This is a genomic window from Amycolatopsis sp. WAC 01375 (assembly GCF_003947325.1).
Taxonomy (GTDB): Bacteria; Actinomycetota; Actinomycetes; order Mycobacteriales; family Pseudonocardiaceae; genus Amycolatopsis.
On record NZ_QHHW01000054.1, the window covers coordinates 104,103 to 121,401 of the forward strand.

Consider the following 17,299-nt stretch of genomic DNA (forward strand, 5'->3'; position numbering starts at 1 on the left):
GCTACTTCTTGTTCTCGCCGATCACCGGTGGCATCGGCTTTTCGGGGTAGCCACCGAAGGTCTCGTCCGGATCCGGGTTTTGGAGGTACGCCGGAGCCTTCTTCTCCTTGTCCTCCTCGCCCTTCCCGCGAGCGGCGCCGGGCGCCATCGGCATCCCGTTCGCCCCGCCACGACCCGCAGCTCCGGCCGTCCCCGCCGCGCCTCGGCCGCCCACGCCTTCGCCCGGCAGCCCGGCGCCGCTCCGTCCACCCGCCCCGGGCTGCCCGGTGCCGCCTGGTCCGCCAGGGACGCCACCCCGATACCCGCCCGGAGATCCTGGCCCGCCCGTGGTTCGCCCGCCCGGCCCGCTGGTGGGCCCTTGCCCTCCGCCGGTACCCGGCCCGAACGAGGTGTACCCGGGCGGGAAGGCGCCTGGTTGGTTGAAGGTGGTGGTGCCCGGCTTGCCGGTCGGCCCGAAGTCGAGGTTCGCCCCCGGCGGCATGACCGGCGTGGTCTGGGGTGGTGTGTACGAATTCGCGCGGGTTCCGTCGTCGGGCTGCTGTGCGACCGGATGCGGTTGGGCCGGCTGGTGCTGACCTGGCTGGGGGCCTTGCCCGGGCTGAGGACCGCTGTCGGCCGCGCCGCCCGGCGCCGGGGTGCCCGGCCCGCTGGGTCCACTCGGCCCACTGGGTCCGCTCGGGCCTCGGTAGGGCTCGCCTGCGCCGTGTTCGCGCCCGTCGGAGCCGTCGCCGAACCCCTTCGCCGCCGGTTTGCCGGAGCTGCCGTCGTCCAAGGTGACGCTGCCGCCGGGGTCGGTGAGCTGCGCGTACTGGGCGGGCAGCTCGTCACCGTTGGCGGTGCTGGCGGAGTGGTAAGACGCGAACGCGTCGATGTTGTGCTGACTGTCGGCCTGGTACCCCTTGACCCGGTCCCAGTAGCCGAACGTGCCGCCGCGTCCCATGAGCGCCTCGACGTCTTCGGCGGTTGGCGCGGGCTGCTCGGGCGGAACCGGCTTGACGGAGTTCTTGGCCGTGCCGAACGCGTCCATCTGGGAGCTGATGGCGGTCTGGGCCCGTGTCAGGTGCGTCACGTCGTCCGCCGCAGCCTCGACGACCGGCACCGTCGCGTCGACCGCCGCCATGCTGGCCCCGCCCTGCCAACCCTCCAGGGTCTTCTGCGTGAGGGCGGCGAGCCGCTGCGCCCGTTCGTGGTGCCGCCGGGTCAGGTTGTAACCACTTCGCTGCGCGTCGGACAGCGACCCGGGGCCTTCGCCACCCGTGATCTGTTCGTAGATCTGGGTGGCGGTGAGCGGTCCTGCCGGCATCAGTTGCCCCCTCGGATGGTGGCCAGCACCCTGATCGCAACTTCACGCGCAACGGCACAGGGGCTTTTCTTGCCGACGTTGGCTTCGGACTGCTCCGCCGCGACACCGATGGTTTCTGTGTCGCTGGTTCCCAATGCAGCCGAGCACCGGCCTGCGGAGCGCTCGTCTTTCATGCCGTAAGCGGTCAGCGGGTAGCCGTCAACTGCTTCGAGCGGCTCCATGAATTGGTAGGACTTACCCTTGGCGGCATAAATCCTCGCTGTCCCGCTGTCCTGTGTGTTGCTGAAGACCACGCTGACCAAGGGCCGTGTAGTGGAGGGGACGACCCAAGTGCACGCAGGGCCCGCTGCGCCGTCCCGTGCCTCGCCATCCGCCGAGGCACCTAGGAGCTCTTCGACCTGAGGTTTAGTGAGAGCGTTGCAAGGCGTCTGCTTGAACCTTGTCAGGTCGATCGGAGTCCCGACCTTGGGTACCTCTGCAGGCGCGTTGGCTGAGTCTGACTGGCTCAAGCTTGCTCCGCCGCTGGTGGGCGAGGGAGTGCCGTTCGTGGTGGGGGTCGAGCAAGCGCTGACGGCAAGCGCGACCGCGCCGACTATGAGAACTGTCCGCCGCATCAGGCGATGCCTTTCGGCTGTTGGTTGATAACTGTGGTGGCGTGTTCTTCCGCAGTGGCGTACCTGCCGAGCGCGGTCACGTACTTGTTCGCCATGTTCTCGCAGTAGGCGATGCGTTGGTTGAGGGCTGCGACGAGCGCTTCCCCCGACTGCCGGGTTATTGATGCATTGTCCCCGCTTGCGTACTCGAGCCCTGGAGGCTGAGCAAAGGCGATCCTGTTCGCATCGATCAGATCGTTCTTGTACTCCACCGCCAGGTCACGCCACTCCGCCACCAGTTCATGGAGGGTCGCCTCGTCGTACTTGAACCCTGCACCTTCCGCGACAGGCGTCCCGTAGGAGCCGCCGGTGGGCGGAGCTTTGCAGACCGAGCCCGGGTCGAAGCCCGGTTGGTAGACCGGTGACCCCTCAGGCACGGCCATGCACCCCCGCCGCACCGAATCGATCCCCACTGAATAGCCGAAGCCGTCCCGAAGTCACCGTCGTCATGTGCCCCTCCCGTGGCTACAAGGCGCGTCTCCCCGATGCACCCTGCGTAATCCGACGCCGGGAAGATTACCAGGGTTCCCGGGGTGGTGAACCCGACTGCATAAAGTCCCGTTCCCTGCTGAATAGCCTCAGCGAACTTGATGACTATCCGTGAAAACCATTCGTGTGAATGTGCCCGGGAAACTGGGTTCTAGCTGGTGGTTGGACGATCAAGTTCGCACACTCTGCGTAATGAAGTTTCGAAGAGTGATTCTCGGCGCAGTTCTCGGCTGCCTGCTCGCCGCTTGTGCGGAATCCGTGGAAACACCCCCGTCGCCACCGCAGTTTCCGGAATGGCAGCCGAAGCAACCCCGGCCTGCGGATCGCGACGAAGAGGCCGTCGGTGCGGCGCTCGCGGCGCTGGATTTCTGCGAGTTGATCGACCTGGCCGCCTACGACCGCAGAAAGGCGGGCGATACCCGGCCCGTGACACGCGAGCCCAAGGTGAAGTACGGCAGGAAGATGTGCACCCTCGTCCGTGATGGTTACGAACCTCTCATCTACGCCGAGGACGTGGACCCGGGTCACCTGGTTCTCCACCGGGTCGACGGAGCCGTCATCGACTTGGGCGGGGTGAAGGGCTATCAGGAAGAGACCCGCCGCGAGGGCAGGCTCGATGGCTGTGCGATCACGGTGCCGGTGAGCTTCCAGCGCGCGGTCAGGTTCGAACTGGGGATGACCCGCAGCAAGGACTGTGAACTCCTCCGCGACTTCGCCACCGCGGGCGCCGCGAAGCTGCCCCGCGACCTCGTCTACCCACCGGACGGTCAGGACAGCGCCCGGGTCGGGGCCTGCGCGGACTGGGTCTCCACCAGCAAGGGTGAGAACTGCGATCCGGCGGTCGAGGTCGAAGTACCGGGCGGCGCCGAGCGGATCATCGCCGCCGGAGCCGCCGATCCGAACGTCGAATGCGCGGTGTTCCGTGACGCGGTCCGGATGGCGTTCGGCCCGGACTTCGCACCGATCGCCACGCCGGGAGGGTGCTACTTCGTCGAGCCGAAACATCGGCTGCAGGTCGAGGCCGGGGCCACCGCGAACGGCGGCGCGCCGGGGGAATGGCTCGCGGATCCGAACAAGACCTTCAAAGACCACCAGCAGCTCACGTTCGGCGACCGGCCGGGAGTCACTTTCCGTTCGAAGGACGACCACGAGTTCGCGCTCTATGCCTCACCACTCGGGAACCTCGACGTCCGCGGGCATGTCCGGCTGCGGATATCGCCCGAGCAAGAGAGAGGGGTCGAAGACTGGGACCGCTCGAAGGTCGTTTCGGAGGTGGACGTCGCCAAGGCTCACGCCGTGATGGATTTCGTGCTGGCGACCCACTTTCGGGTGGCCGGGTGACGTGCGCGCCGTCGTAAGCTTCCTTCATGTACATCGAGCGGGTCCGGCTGGAGAACATCCGTGGCTTCAGTGGCGCCCGCGCCGTCGACCTCAAGCTGCCCGGACCCGGCTGGGTGGTGCTCGCCGGGCGCAACGGTTCGGGCAAGACCTCGCTGCTGCGGGCCATCGCGGTCGCGGCGGCGCCGGATGTGGCCTGGGGGTTGCTGTCGGATGCCGGCAGCTGGATTTCGACGAACCAGACGTCGGGGTCGATCGAACTGTCGGTGATGCGCGAGGAGGGGCCGGCGCCGGTCGAGGTCCGCTGGCTCGACTCCGGTCTGCTGCCGATTTCCGGATTGCCGCCGGGCCAGCCGTTCTGCGCGGCGTATGGGCCCTTCCGGCGGCTCGCGGGTGGCAGCGGGGAGGCCGAGTCGTGGATGCGCGGCGCGGGGTCGCTGGCGCGGATGGCCAGCCTGTTCCACGAAGACGCTTCGCTCGCCGAGGGTGTCACCTGGCTGATCAATCAGCATCTCCGTGCCCTGGAAGGAAAAGCGGGCGCACGTGAGCTGAAGGACGCGGCGCTGGAGATCCTCGGTGACGGCCTTCTGCCGGGCGGTTACCGGATCCGGGACGTCGATTCGGACGGGCTTTGGGTCGAATACCGCGGTGACCGGTTCCCGTTGCGCGAGATGAGCGACGGCTATCGCACGGTGACCGCGCTCGTGGTCGATCTGCTGAAGCAACTCAACGGCGCCGGCCTCGATCACGAGAGTCCCGGAGTCGTGATCATCGACGAGGTCGACGCGCATCTCCACGTCTCGTGGCAGAAACGCATGGGGCCGTGGTTCAAGGCGCATTTCCCGCGGATCCAGTTCATCGTCACCACGCACAGCCCTTACGTCTGCCAGGCCGCCGACCCCGGCGGTCTCATCCGGCTTTCCGGGCCGGACGAGGAGATGCCGCCGCGCGTGGTCTCCGAGGAACTGTACGAGCGGGTCGTGTTCGGCTCCGGGGACGACGCCGTGCTGTCCGACCTGTTCGGCTTGGACACGCCTTATTCGCCGCAGGCGGTCGAACTGCGGGAGCACCTCGCCGAACTCGAGTTCCAGGTGGCCTCCGGCCGGGCGGACGCGAACGGGGTCCGGGAATGGGAACGTCTCCGGGGCATGCTGAGCAGTTCGCCGCCGAGCCGGGTCGACGAGGTGGCCAGGCGGCTCGAGGCCGACGATCGGTGATCGGGATCCGCCGGATCGCGCTGCCGGGGCGGGTGGTGGCCGATCTCGAAGAGCTGACCGCGCGGATCCCTCCCGGTGACAGCAAAGAAGCGCGACGGCTTTGGCGGGTTTCCCGTGCCGTCCGGCGTTCCTTGCGGGCGGGCCTGGACGTCATGGCCGCCGGCCGCGGCTACTGCATGTACTGCGGCGACGGCCTCGGGTCCACTGTGGACCATTTCGAGCCGATCGCGCGGAATCCGGGGCGCGCGTTCGACTGGCTCAATCACGTGCTCGCGTGCGAGTACTGCAACAGCCACCACAAACGCGACCTGTTCCCGGTGGACGAAGACGGCAACAGCCTGCTGATCGACCCGACCGCCGAAGACCCGCTGGACCACCTGTTCCTGGTGCTGTCGATCGGGACCTATCGCGCGTTGACCGCGAAGGGCGAGCAGACCATCGAGGTGTGCGGGCTGAACCGCGCGCAACTGGCGCGCGGGCGGGAAACGGCGGTCAACCAGGTGAGCGCGCTCGTCATGGGCTGGTGGACCGCGCGCGAACTGGGGGACGACCGGAGGCGGCGCGCGATGGTCTGGACCCTGCTCGACCAGCCGCACGCCGACGTCCTCCATGCGATGCTCCGGCAGGCGGGCATGCCGGGCGCCCGCGCCGTGTTCCGGGCGGACGACGAGCTCATCGACCTGCTTCGCGCCCCGGAGCTCGCCGAAGACCTTCAGCTCTCCGGGGGTGCGGTGTAGGCGGCCAGGGTGGCGTCGGCGCGCGTGCGGGCGGTGGTCGCGTCCGTCCCGTTGGCGACGTCGGCCTCGTACCAGGCCTCGTTGCTCAAGGTCATGAACCGCACGCCTTCTTCGCTGGTCATCCAGGCCATGGCCGCCTCGGGGTCGGCGGACTCCCCGGAGTCCAGGTGCAGCGCGAGCCCGTTCAGCATCATGTCCCAGCCGATGCCCACTGCGCCCGGCCCGAACTGGTTCCAGTGCTCGTTGGGAACGGCGGTGTGGTCGAGTTCGAACCGGGTGCGCCCGTCGGCTTCGGGGCTCAGCCGGAGCTCGATCCAGCTGACGTCGCCGCCGTACTCCCAGGTGGCGGCGAAGCTCTTCGGCGGATCGCAGCGCTCGACCGTCCCGCCCGCGTTGCCTTCGAGCTGGTACTTGCCGCCGACGCGCAGTTCGCCGCTGATCGGGAGGAACCAGCGCGGGATGCGTTCGGGATTCGTGCACGCGTCCCAGAGATCGTCGAGGCCGGTGTCGTAGACCTGGCTGACCGTGGCCGTCACCGCCTCGCCCGCTTCGACCACGCGCTTGCCCAGCCGGCGCTGGACGGAGTTGATCTGAGTGGTCACGTCGACCATGGGTGCCCTCCGTTGCTCGGCTTGCCGCCAAGATATCAGCAGAGGCTTATATAAGCCATAATGGAAAAGGGGCGCCCGGCCGAACCGGACGCCCCTTTCCTGGCGGGTTGGCTCAGGGAGTGGGGGAGCAGGCTGTGCGCCCGATGACCACTTCGCCGGTGATGTTCGAGGCCGGGGCGAACTTGATCCGCAGCATGGTCAGCGCGATGCTGCCGTCGCCCGGCAACGTTTGCTCGTTGAAGATCGCCTCGGCGAGCAGAGTCCCGTTGGACTTGGTGATCGGCTTGACGTAGCCGACCGGCACGGGCGACGGCAAGGTGCCGAGCCCGGTCGCGCCGCCGTAGGTCCAGCTCGCGTTGGTGCCGGTCTGCGTGGCCGTGCAGCTGACCGAGTAGGACCTGATCTTGATCCGCGGGCCGCTCGACGAGACGAGCGCCGACAGTTCGAAGTTCTGCCCCGTGGCCTCCGACTTCGTCGAGGTCACGTCGTTTTCGGGGTCGACGACGGTCGTCGTGCACGTCGACGTGCCGCCACCGAACGTGATCCCGGTCCTGGTCACGACCCCGGACGAGTTGCTCGTCGGTCCCTCGACCGCGCAGTCGGCGAGCGACGAGATCGAGATCGGCGCCGAGGTGCCCTTGGTGAAGGCGGCGGAGCCGAGCGAGGCCACGCCCGCGGGGTTCGAGGCGGCGGCGGGCGTCACGCCGGTGCCGAGACCTGCCAGCAGCAGCGCGCCGACCAGGCCGGCCCGGCTTGCGACGGTGATACGCATGGGCTTCCTCCTCACGTGATGGAGAGCGAGCCGGATCGGCCGTTCTTCCTTTGTCATCACTATCTGCGTGTCGGATTCGCCCGTTGCGTGCGTGACGGTCGTTTCACTCGACCGTGGATCATGGACACCCGTTGGATATTCGGATTCGTATCCGGATACAGGCCTGTATATTCGAGGTCATGCCGACCTACCGCGTCCTCGTCAACGGCAAGTTCGACCACCCTGACACCGGGACCCGCGCCCGGCTCCTGGCCGAGCTCGATCAGCATCAGGCGATGGGGTTCAGCGAGGACGGCCTGCTCACCTACAGCGCGCACCTCGGCGCGTTCACCTTCCGCATCACGCTGCGGGGTGAAGAGGAGCGCGACGTGCTCGACGAGGCCGAGCTGAAGGTCATGGAACTGCTGGACGCCAGGGGCTACCCGTACCGCGACGTCGCGGGGAAGGCGACCTGCATGGACGACATCAAGATCCGCCGCCGCTGACCACGGCCGTTCAGGAGACCTCGTTCGCCGGGGCGGCGAAGGTGTTGCACGCCGAGGTGTCCTTGGCCGTCAGCCCGCGCTTCTGCCACAGCGTGGCGTTCTTCGCCGAGCCGTGGGTCTCGCTGTCCTCGCTGTCGAAGCCGCCTTGCTTGAGCGGGGCGAGCAGCCCGGCGCCGATCGAGCCGCGGCCGGCGGCGTTGGCGAGGAACAGCGTGCTGAAGCAGTCGGCCTGCAGTTCGAGCCGCCTGCTCAGGTCGAGGATCTTCACCTGGTCGCCGTCCGCCTCGCGGTAGAGCGCGTCGTGCTTGGAGAGGATGCCGGACTGCTCTTGGACGTGGTGCCCGTATTCGTGGGCGAGCAGGAACAGCTGGGTCAGGAGTTCGGGTCCGCCGTTTTCGAGCTGTCTCGGCAGCGGGACGAAGATCGTGGCGCCCTCCGAGCAGTAGAAGCCCGAGGCCTCCTCGGGAGGCGGCGGGGGACCGCAGGCGGTGTTCTTGACGTCGTCGGCGTTGATCGCGACCGGGATCCGCGGCTCACCGGCCTGCGTCAGCGCGGGATGCCACGCTCGCTCCAGGCAGGGGGCCAGCGCCAGGTAGAACGCCTCCAGTTTCTCTTTCGTGCCGCGGAGTTTGGGCAGCTCGCAGGTCACCTTCGGCAGCGTCACGCCGGGAGCGACCAGCGGGTTGGCCGCGGTCTCGTACTTGCGGGTCGGCACGTCGGCCTTGGCCGTCGGCGACGTCACAGGCGCCGACGACGAGACGGCAGGAAGGCGAGGCTGGACGGCGCCCACCTTCGACTCCTTCAGGCCGCCGACCACGAGCACGGCCACTACCAGCATCACCGCCATGAACACGGCGAAGAGGACGACGGTGATCCACACCGTCGACCGCTGCTCGCGGTGGTCTTCGGCGGGAGGTCTCCACGCCGGTCTTTCGCCGGAATCGTCCGGACTTCCCATGGTGTTCCCCCAGTTCGCGCCAAAGCGGGCAGGATACTCGGCAGGGGTGTCATATTCGTCACCGTTTCCCCTGGACAGCACGTCAACAGGCCTCGGTGGGTAGCCACTACGCTGGAAGCAACCCCGAACGGTGTCAAAGAGAGCGGAGCCGACGTGTCTGTGTCTTCACCTGCCCCAGGTGGTGCCATCGAGGACCTGCGCGCGTCCGTGGGGCTCCAGATCGCCGACGAGCAGCTCCTGCGCACCCTCGCGACCGGTCTCGCCGACGTCGAGACCCTGCTCCGCGAGGTCGTCCGCAGTGACGTCAAGGCCGTCGAGGACGCCGCTTCGCACCTGGTCGAGGCGGGGGGCAAACGTTTCCGTCCGTTGTTCACGCTGCTTTCCTCGCAGTTCGGGCCGAAGCAGGGCGACCAGGTGGTCACCGCCGCCGCGGCCGTCGAGCTGGTGCATCTCGCGACGCTGTACCACGACGACGTGATGGACGAGGCGACGATGCGCCGCGGTGCGGAGAGCGTCAACGCCCGCTGGGACAACACCATCGCCATCCTGACCGGCGACTTCCTGTTCGCGCACGCCTCGCGGCTGGTCGCGGACCTCGGCACCGACGCGGCCCGGATCATCGCCGAGACCTTCGGCGAGCTGGTCACCGGCCAGATGCGCGAGACGGTCGGCCCGGCCGACGGCGACGACGCGGTCGAGCACTACCTCACGGTCATCGCGCAGAAGACCGGTTCGCTGATCGCCACCTCCGGCCGGTTCGGCGGGATGATGTCCGGCGCGCCCGACCACTACATCGACGCGCTCCGCCGCTTCGGCGACATCATCGGGACGGCGTTCCAGATCTCCGACGACGTCATCGACATCGCGTCCGCCTCGGACGAGCTCGGCAAGGCGCAGGGCACAGACCTGCGCGAAGGCGTCCGCACGCTTCCGATGCTGTACGCGCTGGCCGACCCGGCGACCGACCCGCGCCTGGTGGAGCTGCTGTCGGGGCCGATCTCCGACGACAAGCTCGTCGCCGAGGCCCTGGACCTGCTGCGCGCCTCGTCCGGACTCGAACGCGCACGCGAAACTCTTTCCGACTACGCTCGTCGGGCGCGTGCCGAACTCGCGGCGCTGCCCGCGTCGCCCGCCCGGGACGCCTGCGAATCGGTCGCCGACTACCTGGTCGCACGAACGCATTGACAAAGGGCAGGTTAGATGTCCATTTTCGGACAGGTTTGGCTGTGGAGTCTGCTGGCGTTCGTCGTCGGCGCGCTGCTCACCTGGCTGGTGCTGGTGATCCCGGCGCGCAAGCGCATCCGTGAGCTGGAAAGCTCGCTGGCCACCGCGCACGCCGAGACGTCCCGGCTGCCCGCCGGGGTGAGTCTCGGCGCGGGTGCCGCGGCCGTCGCAGGCGGCACCGCGTACCTCACGAAGCCGTCGCACGACGAGCTGGACGAGGAGTTCGCGGCGGTCGAGGAGCCGAAGCCCGCGTACCCCGAGACGCTCACCGAGCAGGAACCCGCGCAGCAGTGGACCGAACCTGCTCAGGAGCCTGCACAGGACGCCGTCGAGGAGCCGGAGCCCGTCGCCACCCCGACGCAGACCTTCGAGCCCGAAGAAGAGTACGAGGCCGAGTACCGCACGGCGCCCCAGGCGGACCGGGAGCCGGAGCCCGAACCGGAGCACCCGGCCGAGCGGACGCAGTACATCCCGGCGGCCCAGCCGGAACCCGAGCCCGAGCCCGAGCCGGAGAACCCGTACGTCAGCGCGGCGACCGAGTACCTCCAGCCCGCGTCGAAGCTGGACGTCGAGCCGGAACCCGAGCCCGAGCCCGAGCCTCAGCCGCCCGTGCCGAGCGAAGGGCCGTACCGGTCCCGCCTGGAGATGCAGCTGGACCCGGAAGGCGTCGAGACGCAGCCGGAGCCGGTGTCGCTGTTCAACCCCGCGTCACGCGTGGAGACGGAGCAGGCGCCCGTCGAGACCAACTGGTTCGAACGCGAAGAAGAGCTGCACGCGCCCGCGTACGCCTTCGGTTCCGACGAAGAAGCGAAGGCCGGGCTCCTCGACTCGGAGCCCGAGACGCCGGCCGAAGCCACCCAGGTGCTGCCCAAGCGCACGCCCAGGGGCGCGGTCCGCGGTGGTTTCGAGCCGCCGCAGCCGATCCAGCCGTCCATGCGGGCGATCGAACGTCGTGAGCCGGAACTGTCCGGTGGGCAGAGCGGCTCGCTGTTCGAGCCCGCCGTCCAGCCCGGCGACGCGATGCCGGCGCCGGAGCCCCCGCCCGCGCGGCAGGTCGCCGCTCCGGTGACCGAGTCCGTTCCGCCCGGCCCGTTCGGCCCCGGATCGGCGATGCCGCGGCCGGGCGGTGGCCGTCCGGCCGACGACTTCGCGGTCAAGGCCAGCGTGACGGCCCTGCGGTACTGCACCGAGGACTCGCCGCAGTTCCCGAAGATGGTCGCGGAGGTCTGGTTCCGCTCCGCCGCCGACGCGGAGCGCGTGGGCTTCCGTCCCCTCACCTGATCGCAATGAAGGGGCCTTTCATAGCAAAATTTGCTATGAAAGGCCCCTTCATTGCACTACGGAACTAGCTGACGACGGTCCAGGTGTCCTTGCCGCGCAGCAGCCCCTGCAGATCGGGCTTGCGGGCGGCCTGGGCCTCGGCGACCTGGGTACGCGCCTGGTCGTCGTAGGTGGGCCGCTCGACCTGCCGCAGGATGCCGGTCGGCACGTGGTTCAGGTTCTGGTCGCCGATCCGCGAAAGCGCGAACGCGTACGAGGTGTCCTCGATGGTCGGGTCGTGCACGACGAGGTTCTCCTCGCCGATGTTCGCGACCTTCCCGACCTCCAGCCCGGCCCAGCCGCCGCGCGTGACACCGAATTCGCCCTGCGGGCCGAACTTGATCGGCTCGCCGGGCTTCAGCGGGATGAGCCGGCTCGCGGCCTCGTCCTTGTCCTTGAGGACGTCGAAGGCGCCGTCGTTGAAGATCGGGCAGTTCTGGTAGATCTCCACCAGCGCGGATCCGCGGTGCTTCGCGGCGGCCTCCAGCACCTCGGTCAGGCCCTTGCGGTCCGAGTCGAGCGCGCGGCCCACGAACGACGCCTCGGCGCCGATCGCCAGCGAAAGCGGGTTGAACGGGGTGTCGACCGAGCCCATCGGGGTGGACTTCGTGACCATGCCCGGCCCGGACGTCGGCGAGTACTGGCCCTTGGTGAGGCCGTAGATGCGGTTGTTGAACAGCAGGATCTTGATGTTCACGTTGCGCCGCAACGCGTGGATCAGGTGGTTGCCGCCGATGGACAGCGCGTCGCCGTCACCGGTGACGACCCACACCGACAGATCCGGTCGCGCGGTCGCGAGCCCGGTCGCGATCGACGGCGCCCGGCCGTGGATCGAGTGCATGCCGTAGGTGTTCAGGTAGTACGGGAACCGGGACGAGCAGCCGATACCCGAGATGAACACGATGTTCTCGCGTTTGAGGCCGAGCGTCGGCAGGAACGACTGCACGGCGTTGAGCACGACGTAGTCCCCGCAGCCGGGACACCAGCGGACCTCCTGGTCCGACTTGTAGTCCTTCGCCTTCTGCGGTTCGGTCTCGGTCGGCACAAGGTCCAGGCCGCCGAGGGTGGGGATCCCCAGGTCGATCGCGGTCACTTCGTCCCCTCCGTACTGGTGATGATCTCCGTGAACACGCCTTGCAGCTCCTCGGCCTTGAACGCCATTCCGGCGACCTTCGTGTACGACTTCACGTCGACGAGGTACTTGGCCCTCAAGAGCATCGAAAGCTGGCCGAGATTCATTTCAGGGACGACGACGGTGTCGTACGAACGGAGTACGTCACCGAGGTTGCCCGGGAACGGGTTGAGATGCCGTAGATGCGCCTGCGCGATGGGCATCCCGTCCTTGCGGACACGGCGGCACGCGGCGCCGATCGGGCCGTAGGACGAGCCCCAGCCGAGCGCCAGCACCCGTGCCTTGCCGCCGCTCGGGTCGTCGACGACGAGGTCGGGGACGTCGACGCCGTCGATCTTGGCCTGGCGCAGGCGGACCATCTTGTCGTGGTTGTCGGGCTCGTAGGAGATGTGGCCGGTCTTGTCGGCCTTCTCCAGCCCGCCGATGCGATGCTGCAGACCGGCCGCGCCCGGCACCGCCCACGCCCGGGCGAGGGTCTCGGGATCGCGTACATACGGCCAGAATTCCCCGGAACCGTCCTCGGCATTCGGTTCGGTGGCGAATTCCACGCGCAGATCCGGCAGGTCCTCGACGTCCGGGATCAGCCACGGCTCCGAGCCGTTCGCGATCGCGCCGTCCGAGAGCAGGAAGACCGGCGTGCGGTACTTCAGCGCGATCCTGGTGGCCTCCAGCGCCGCGTCGAAGCAGTCGGCGGGGGACAGCGGCGCGACGATCGGCACCGGGGATTCGCCGTTGCGGCCGAACATCGCCTGCAGCAGGTCGGCCTGCTCGGTCTTGGTCGGCAGGCCGGTCGACGGGCCACCGCGCTGGACGTCGATGACGACCAGCGGCAGTTCGGTCATCACCGCGAGACCGATGGCCTCGGACTTCAGTGCGACACCGGGCCCGGACGTCGAGGTGACGCCCAGCGCACCGCCGTAGGAGGCGCCGAGCGCCGCACCGATGCCGGCGATCTCGTCCTCGGCCTGGAAGGTGAGGATGCCGTAGTTCTTGTGCTTGGACAGCTCGTGGAGGATGTCCGACGCCGGGGTGATCGGGTACGTGCCCAGCAGGATCTGCAGGCCGGACTGCTGCCCGGCGGCGACCAGCCCGTACGCCAGCGCGGTGTTCCCGGTGATCTGGCGGTACGTGCCCTGGTTCAGCTTCGCGGGCGCGACCTCGTACGTCGTCGCGAACGACTCGGTCGTCTCGCCGTAGTTCCAGCCGGCGCGGAAGGCCAGGATGTTGGCCTCGGCGATGTCGGTCTTCTTCGCGAACTTCTCGCGCAGGAACCGTTCCGTGCCTTCGGTCGGCCGGTGGTACATCCAGGAGAGGAGCCCGAGCGCGAACATGTTCTTCGCGCGTTCGGCGTCCTTTTTGGACAGTCCGGTCTCTTCGAGCGCGCCCCTGGTCAACGTCGACATGGCCACCCGGTGGACTTGATAGGCCGAAAGGGTGTCGTCGTCGAGCGGGTCGTTGTCGTAACCGACCTTGACCAGGTTCCGCTTCGTGAACTCGTCGGTGTTGAGGATGATCGTCCCGCCCGACGGGACGTCGGCGAGGTTCGCCTTCAGCGCGGCGGGGTTCATGGCGACCAGGACGTCCGGCCGGTCGCCCGGCGTCAGGATGTCGTAGTCGGCGAAGTGCACCTGGAAGCTCGAGACGCCCGGGATGGTGCCCTGGGGCGCGCGGATCTCCGCGGGGAAGTTCGGCATGGTCGACAGGTCGTTGCCGAACGCGGCCGCTTCCGAGGTGAACCTGTCGCCCGTCAGCTGCATGCCGTCACCGGAGTCGCCGGCGAACCGGATGACCACCCGGTCCAGCTTGGCGACCTCGGTCGGCCTGACGGCCGACAAGGAGCCGTTGCCGTTCGCACTCGTGCTCATAGGTCAGGGATTCCCTCTCTCCCGACGTGCGTCGTCCCCGGCCGTGCCGGAGATCCGGTGCCTCGCCCGGCGATGTCGGCCAGGTCACAGGTGCCATGTCCCGAGGTTAGTCCTCGGCACACTTCCCAGGATCCCCTAAAAATGGCCTGGACCTACTTCTCGAGTGGCCTGAGCTCGTCGCTGAGCGGGGCTTTCCCGGTTTATCTGTTACCGATGGTAACGGTTAGCGGTACGCCTCGATTGTGAGCCGTATCTCCATCAAGCGTAGTGAAGTCCGGTCGGGGAACGGTCATCGGCCGGTCATGGCCGCTCGCAACCTGGTCAGTCGTTCGGCGAACGCGGGCGCGGTGAGTGACGCCAGCTGCGGCTCGATCTCGGCGTCGACGGCGGCCGAATGGTCGGTCAGTGAAGCGGTGTGCCGAAGCGTGCGCTTCGTCGCCAGAAGAACGTCGCGCGGAGCGCCGACGGCGGGTTTCGCCAGTTCACGGGCGGCCTCGACCAGATCCCCGTCGACGAGCCGGAGCGCGAGCCCGGATTCGACAGCGGCTTCGGCGCCGACGACCTCACCGAAGAGTGTCATCGCCGCGGCCTTCTGCGGGCCGACGAGCCGCTGGATCATCCACGTCATCCCGCCGCCGGGATGGATGCCGATATCGAGAAATCTGGCCACGAACTTCGCCTTCGGTCCCACGATGCGGACATCCGCGGCGAGTGCGAGGTTCAGTCCGGCGCCAACGGCGGCACCGCCGACCGCGGCGATCGTCGGCAAAGAACACCGCGCAACCGAGAGGAATCCGTCGTAAATGGCGCGGAGTCCGTCCTCCCGGGCGCCGGCGAGCGTGTCCAGGTCCGCGCCCGCGCAGAAGGCCGGTGGCGCGCCGGTAACGACCAGAGCGTGGACGCTCTCGTCGGCTTCGGCACGCGAAACGGCCTCGGCAAGCTGCGCGGACAGGTCGAGGGTCAGGGCGTTGCGGGTCGCCGGCGCGTCGATGGTGAGCACGGCGACGCCGCTGTCGTGGCTGGAGCGGATCTGATCGGTCACGGGATCGAGGGTGTCACGCTTCGGGCGTGGGCGGGCGTTCCAGTAACCGGGAAAGGACGACGGTGGAGACCGTACGGTCGACGATCTCCAGCCCGCGCAGCCGTTCCAGCGCGGTCTCCAGATGGTGGATGTCCGACGCGCGCAGGTGGACGATCGCGTCGGCCGCGCCGGACACCGTGTACGCCGCGACGACCTCCGGCAACGGCTCCAGCCTGGCGCGGATCCGGCCCGGGGTGATGTTGCCGTTGCAGGTCATCTCGACGAACGCCTCGGTGCCCCAGCCCAGTGCCTCGGGATCCACGACCGCGGTGAAGCCGCGCAGGACCCCGGTTTCGAGCAGCCTGTCGACCCGTCGCTTGACCGCGGGCGCGGACAGACCGACGACTTTGCCGATGTCGGCGTAGCTGGACCTCGCATTGGCCATCAGGCATGAAACGATTCGCTGGTCGATGGTGTTCACACGCAATGTTTAGCAGGTATATGCGCAGCGAACAGCGATTGATTGCGGAATTAGGTGAGCCTTACCCTTCGGGTATGCCGGAACTGGAGCAGCAGCCCCGTGTACCCACGACGCGCCGCTACCTCATGTGCCCGCCGCGGTACTTCGCGGTGGATTACGTCATCAACCCCTGGATGGACCCATCCGTGCCGGTCAGCGTCGACACCGCGATGGCGCAATGGACCGAACTCCGTGACACCTACCGACGCCTCGGCCACACCGTCGAGGAGATCGACGCGCAGCCCGGCCTGCCCGACATGGTGTTCGCCGCGAACTCCGGCACCGTCGTCGACGGCCGTGTCCTCGGCTCGCGGTTCCGCGCCCCGCAGCGCACCGCCGAGGCCGAGCACTTCCGCCGCTGGTTCGTCGAACACGGCTACCGCGACATCACCATGCCCGAGAAGATCAACGAGGCCGAAGGCGACTTCGCCTGGACCGGCAAGATCCTGCTCGCCGGCACCGGCTTCCGGACCGACCCGGCCGCGCACGCCGAAGCGCAGGAGGTCCTCGGTGTCCCGGTCGTCTCGCTGCGGCTGATCGACCCGAGCTACTACCACCTCGACACCGCGCTGTTCGTGCTCGCCGAGGCCACCGACACCACGGCCGCCCAGATCGCCTACTTCCCGGAAGCGTTCTCGGCCGGATCGCGGAAGGTGCTGGAGCGGATGTTCCCGGACGCGGTAATCGCGGACCGGGCCGACGCGGAGTGCTTCGGGCTCAACGGGGTGTCCGACGGCCGCAACGTCGTCCTGCCGGTCGAGGCGACCGGATTGGCGGCACGGCTGACCGAACGCGGCTACGAGGTCGTCTTCCTGGACATCTCCGAGCTGCGGAAGGCGGGCGGCGGCCCGAAGTGCTGCACCCTGGAGATCCGCAAGTAATCCGTTCGTGGACACCTTGCGGGATCGTGTAACTACTCCGTTCGCCAACGCGATTAATCGGGAAACAGACTCGGTCCCGAATGAGGCGCGGATGGTGATCCTGGCGATAGGCGGCGTGGGCAGGCCCGTGCGTGCGCTGGATCCAGGCGAAAACGAAACATGGGTGACCGTCGAGCAGTTCGAGCGAGTGCTCGACACGGTGGCCGGCCGGGAAGACGTCGGGCTCACCTTCGACGACGGCAACTCCTCCGACGTCGAGATCGCGCTCCCCAGACTGGTGGAGCGCGATCTCACGGCGGAGTTCTTCCCTCTCGCCGGCCGCATCGGTCAGCGAGGCTTCCTCGACGCCGACGGCCTTCGCAAGCTGGTCGACGCGGGGATGTCGATCGGCTCGCACGGCTGGGAACATCGCGACTGGCGGCGGCTCGACGGCAGGCACGCCCGGCGTGAACTCGAAACCGCACCGAAACTGCTGGCCGACCTGAGCGGGGAACCCGTGCGCGCGTACGCGCCGCCGTTCGGCGCCTACGACCGGCGGGTGCTCAGCAGGCTCCGGCGTTCCGGCGCGACGAAGGTCTACACGACCGAAGGCGGCGCGGCGTCGCGCGACGGCTGGCTGTGGCCGCGGGTCGAGGTCCGGCACGACGTCGACCAGGAGTGGCTCGACAGCGTGCTCGCTGAACGAGACGGCCTGTACCGCCGAACGGGACGGGCCATCGCGCGAGTCGCCAGGCTTGCCCGCTTTTGACCGTTTTTCTTTGCATAGTCGGAAA

The 17,299-nt window shown here is 68.3% G+C and carries 18 protein-coding genes; 8 read left to right on the top strand and 10 right to left on the bottom strand.

The window, feature by feature from the left end; genetic code table 11:
* Nucleotide 1: 1 nt before the first annotated feature.
* Genes DL991_RS43905 through DL991_RS35460 form a run of 3 tightly spaced genes read right to left on the bottom strand, consistent with a single transcriptional unit; the run spans nt 2 to nt 2,339 of the window.
* Nucleotides 2-1,303, bottom strand: coding sequence for a PPE domain-containing protein (locus DL991_RS43905; protein WP_125788717.1), 1,302 nt, complete (start codon nt 1,301-1,303; stop codon nt 2-4).
* Nucleotides 1,303-1,917, bottom strand: coding sequence for a DUF3558 domain-containing protein (locus tag DL991_RS35455; protein ID WP_125788718.1), 615 nt, complete (start codon nt 1,915-1,917; stop codon nt 1,303-1,305). Before DL991_RS35455 ends, DL991_RS43905 begins: the two co-directional genes overlap by 1 nt.
* Nucleotides 1,917-2,339: a hypothetical protein gene (locus DL991_RS35460; protein ID WP_125788719.1), complete on the bottom strand. Its 423-nt coding sequence runs from the start codon at nt 2,337-2,339 to the stop codon at nt 1,917-1,919. Before DL991_RS35460 ends, DL991_RS35455 begins: the two co-directional genes overlap by 1 nt.
* 298 nt (nt 2,340-2,637) lie before the next feature.
* On the opposite strand from DL991_RS35460, the gene DL991_RS35465 reads away from it, so the two are divergent.
* Genes DL991_RS35465 through DL991_RS35475 form a run of 3 tightly spaced genes read left to right on the top strand, consistent with a single transcriptional unit; the run spans nt 2,638 to nt 5,737 of the window.
* On the top strand, nt 2,638-3,786 hold the full coding sequence (locus tag DL991_RS35465; RefSeq protein ID WP_233599188.1) for a hypothetical protein: 1,149 nt from the start codon (nt 2,638-2,640) through the stop codon (nt 3,784-3,786).
* Between the two features lie 26 nt (nt 3,787-3,812).
* Nucleotides 3,813-5,000 (top strand): AAA family ATPase, encoded by a 1,188-nt coding sequence (locus DL991_RS35470; protein ID WP_125788720.1) that lies wholly within the window; start codon nt 3,813-3,815, stop codon nt 4,998-5,000.
* The gene (locus DL991_RS35475; protein ID WP_125788721.1) at nt 4,997-5,737 is read left to right on the top strand and encodes an HNH endonuclease; all 741 of its coding nucleotides are present in this window, start codon (nt 4,997-4,999) and stop codon (nt 5,735-5,737) included. Before DL991_RS35470 ends, DL991_RS35475 begins: the two co-directional genes overlap by 4 nt.
* On the opposite strand, the gene DL991_RS35480 is transcribed toward DL991_RS35475, so the two are convergent.
* Nucleotides 5,713-6,348: an SRPBCC domain-containing protein gene (locus DL991_RS35480; protein WP_125788722.1), complete on the bottom strand. Its 636-nt coding sequence runs from the start codon at nt 6,346-6,348 to the stop codon at nt 5,713-5,715. The genes DL991_RS35475 and DL991_RS35480 overlap by 25 nt on opposite strands.
* A gap of 112 nt (nt 6,349-6,460) precedes the next feature.
* Nucleotides 6,461-7,120 (bottom strand): hypothetical protein, encoded by a 660-nt coding sequence (locus DL991_RS35485; RefSeq protein WP_125788723.1) that lies wholly within the window; start codon nt 7,118-7,120, stop codon nt 6,461-6,463.
* A 179-nt stretch (nt 7,121-7,299) separates the two neighbouring features.
* On the opposite strand from DL991_RS35485, the gene DL991_RS35490 reads away from it, so the two are divergent.
* Nucleotides 7,300-7,605 (top strand): DUF6204 family protein, encoded by a 306-nt coding sequence (locus DL991_RS35490; protein WP_125788724.1) that lies wholly within the window; start codon nt 7,300-7,302, stop codon nt 7,603-7,605.
* Between the two features lie 10 nt (nt 7,606-7,615).
* Here DL991_RS35490 and DL991_RS35495 read toward each other — a convergent pair whose 3' ends face one another.
* On the bottom strand, nt 7,616-8,563 hold the full coding sequence (locus DL991_RS35495) for a neutral zinc metallopeptidase (RefSeq protein ID WP_125788725.1): 948 nt from the start codon (nt 8,561-8,563) through the stop codon (nt 7,616-7,618).
* A 159-nt stretch (nt 8,564-8,722) separates the two neighbouring features.
* Between DL991_RS35495 and DL991_RS35500 the strand changes: the two genes are divergently transcribed.
* The gene (locus DL991_RS35500; protein ID WP_125789056.1) at nt 8,723-9,748 is read left to right on the top strand and encodes a polyprenyl synthetase family protein; all 1,026 of its coding nucleotides are present in this window, start codon (nt 8,723-8,725) and stop codon (nt 9,746-9,748) included.
* A gap of 15 nt (nt 9,749-9,763) precedes the next feature.
* The gene (locus DL991_RS35505; protein WP_125788726.1) at nt 9,764-11,068 is read left to right on the top strand and encodes a hypothetical protein; all 1,305 of its coding nucleotides are present in this window, start codon (nt 9,764-9,766) and stop codon (nt 11,066-11,068) included.
* Between the two features lie 64 nt (nt 11,069-11,132).
* Here DL991_RS35505 and DL991_RS35510 read toward each other — a convergent pair whose 3' ends face one another.
* The 4 genes from DL991_RS35510 to DL991_RS35525 form a co-directional block, all read right to left on the bottom strand.
* Nucleotides 11,133-12,200, bottom strand: a complete 1,068-nt coding sequence (locus DL991_RS35510; RefSeq protein WP_125788727.1) for a 2-oxoacid:ferredoxin oxidoreductase subunit beta — start codon at nt 12,198-12,200, stop codon at nt 11,133-11,135.
* Entirely contained in the window at nt 12,197-14,104 is a 1,908-nt protein-coding gene (locus DL991_RS35515) for a 2-oxoacid:acceptor oxidoreductase subunit alpha (RefSeq protein WP_125788728.1), read from the bottom strand. The genes DL991_RS35510 and DL991_RS35515 overlap by 4 nt, the downstream gene beginning before the upstream one ends.
* Nucleotides 14,105-14,393: 289 nt before the next feature.
* On the bottom strand, nt 14,394-15,146 hold the full coding sequence (locus DL991_RS35520; RefSeq protein WP_125788729.1) for an enoyl-CoA hydratase: 753 nt from the start codon (nt 15,144-15,146) through the stop codon (nt 14,394-14,396).
* Between the two features lie 13 nt (nt 15,147-15,159).
* Nucleotides 15,160-15,606, bottom strand: a complete 447-nt coding sequence (locus tag DL991_RS35525; protein WP_125788730.1) for an Lrp/AsnC family transcriptional regulator — start codon at nt 15,604-15,606, stop codon at nt 15,160-15,162.
* Nucleotides 15,607-15,680: 74 nt separating this feature from the next.
* On the opposite strand from DL991_RS35525, the gene ddaH reads away from it, so the two are divergent.
* On the top strand, nt 15,681-16,526 hold the full coding sequence (ddaH, locus tag DL991_RS35530) for a dimethylargininase (RefSeq protein WP_199748622.1): 846 nt from the start codon (nt 15,681-15,683) through the stop codon (nt 16,524-16,526).
* A 91-nt stretch (nt 16,527-16,617) separates the two neighbouring features.
* A complete protein-coding gene (locus tag DL991_RS35535; RefSeq protein ID WP_125788731.1) occupies nt 16,618-17,274 on the top strand; it encodes a polysaccharide deacetylase family protein in 657 nt (218 codons plus the stop codon).
* Nucleotides 17,275-17,299: the final 25 nt, after the last annotated feature.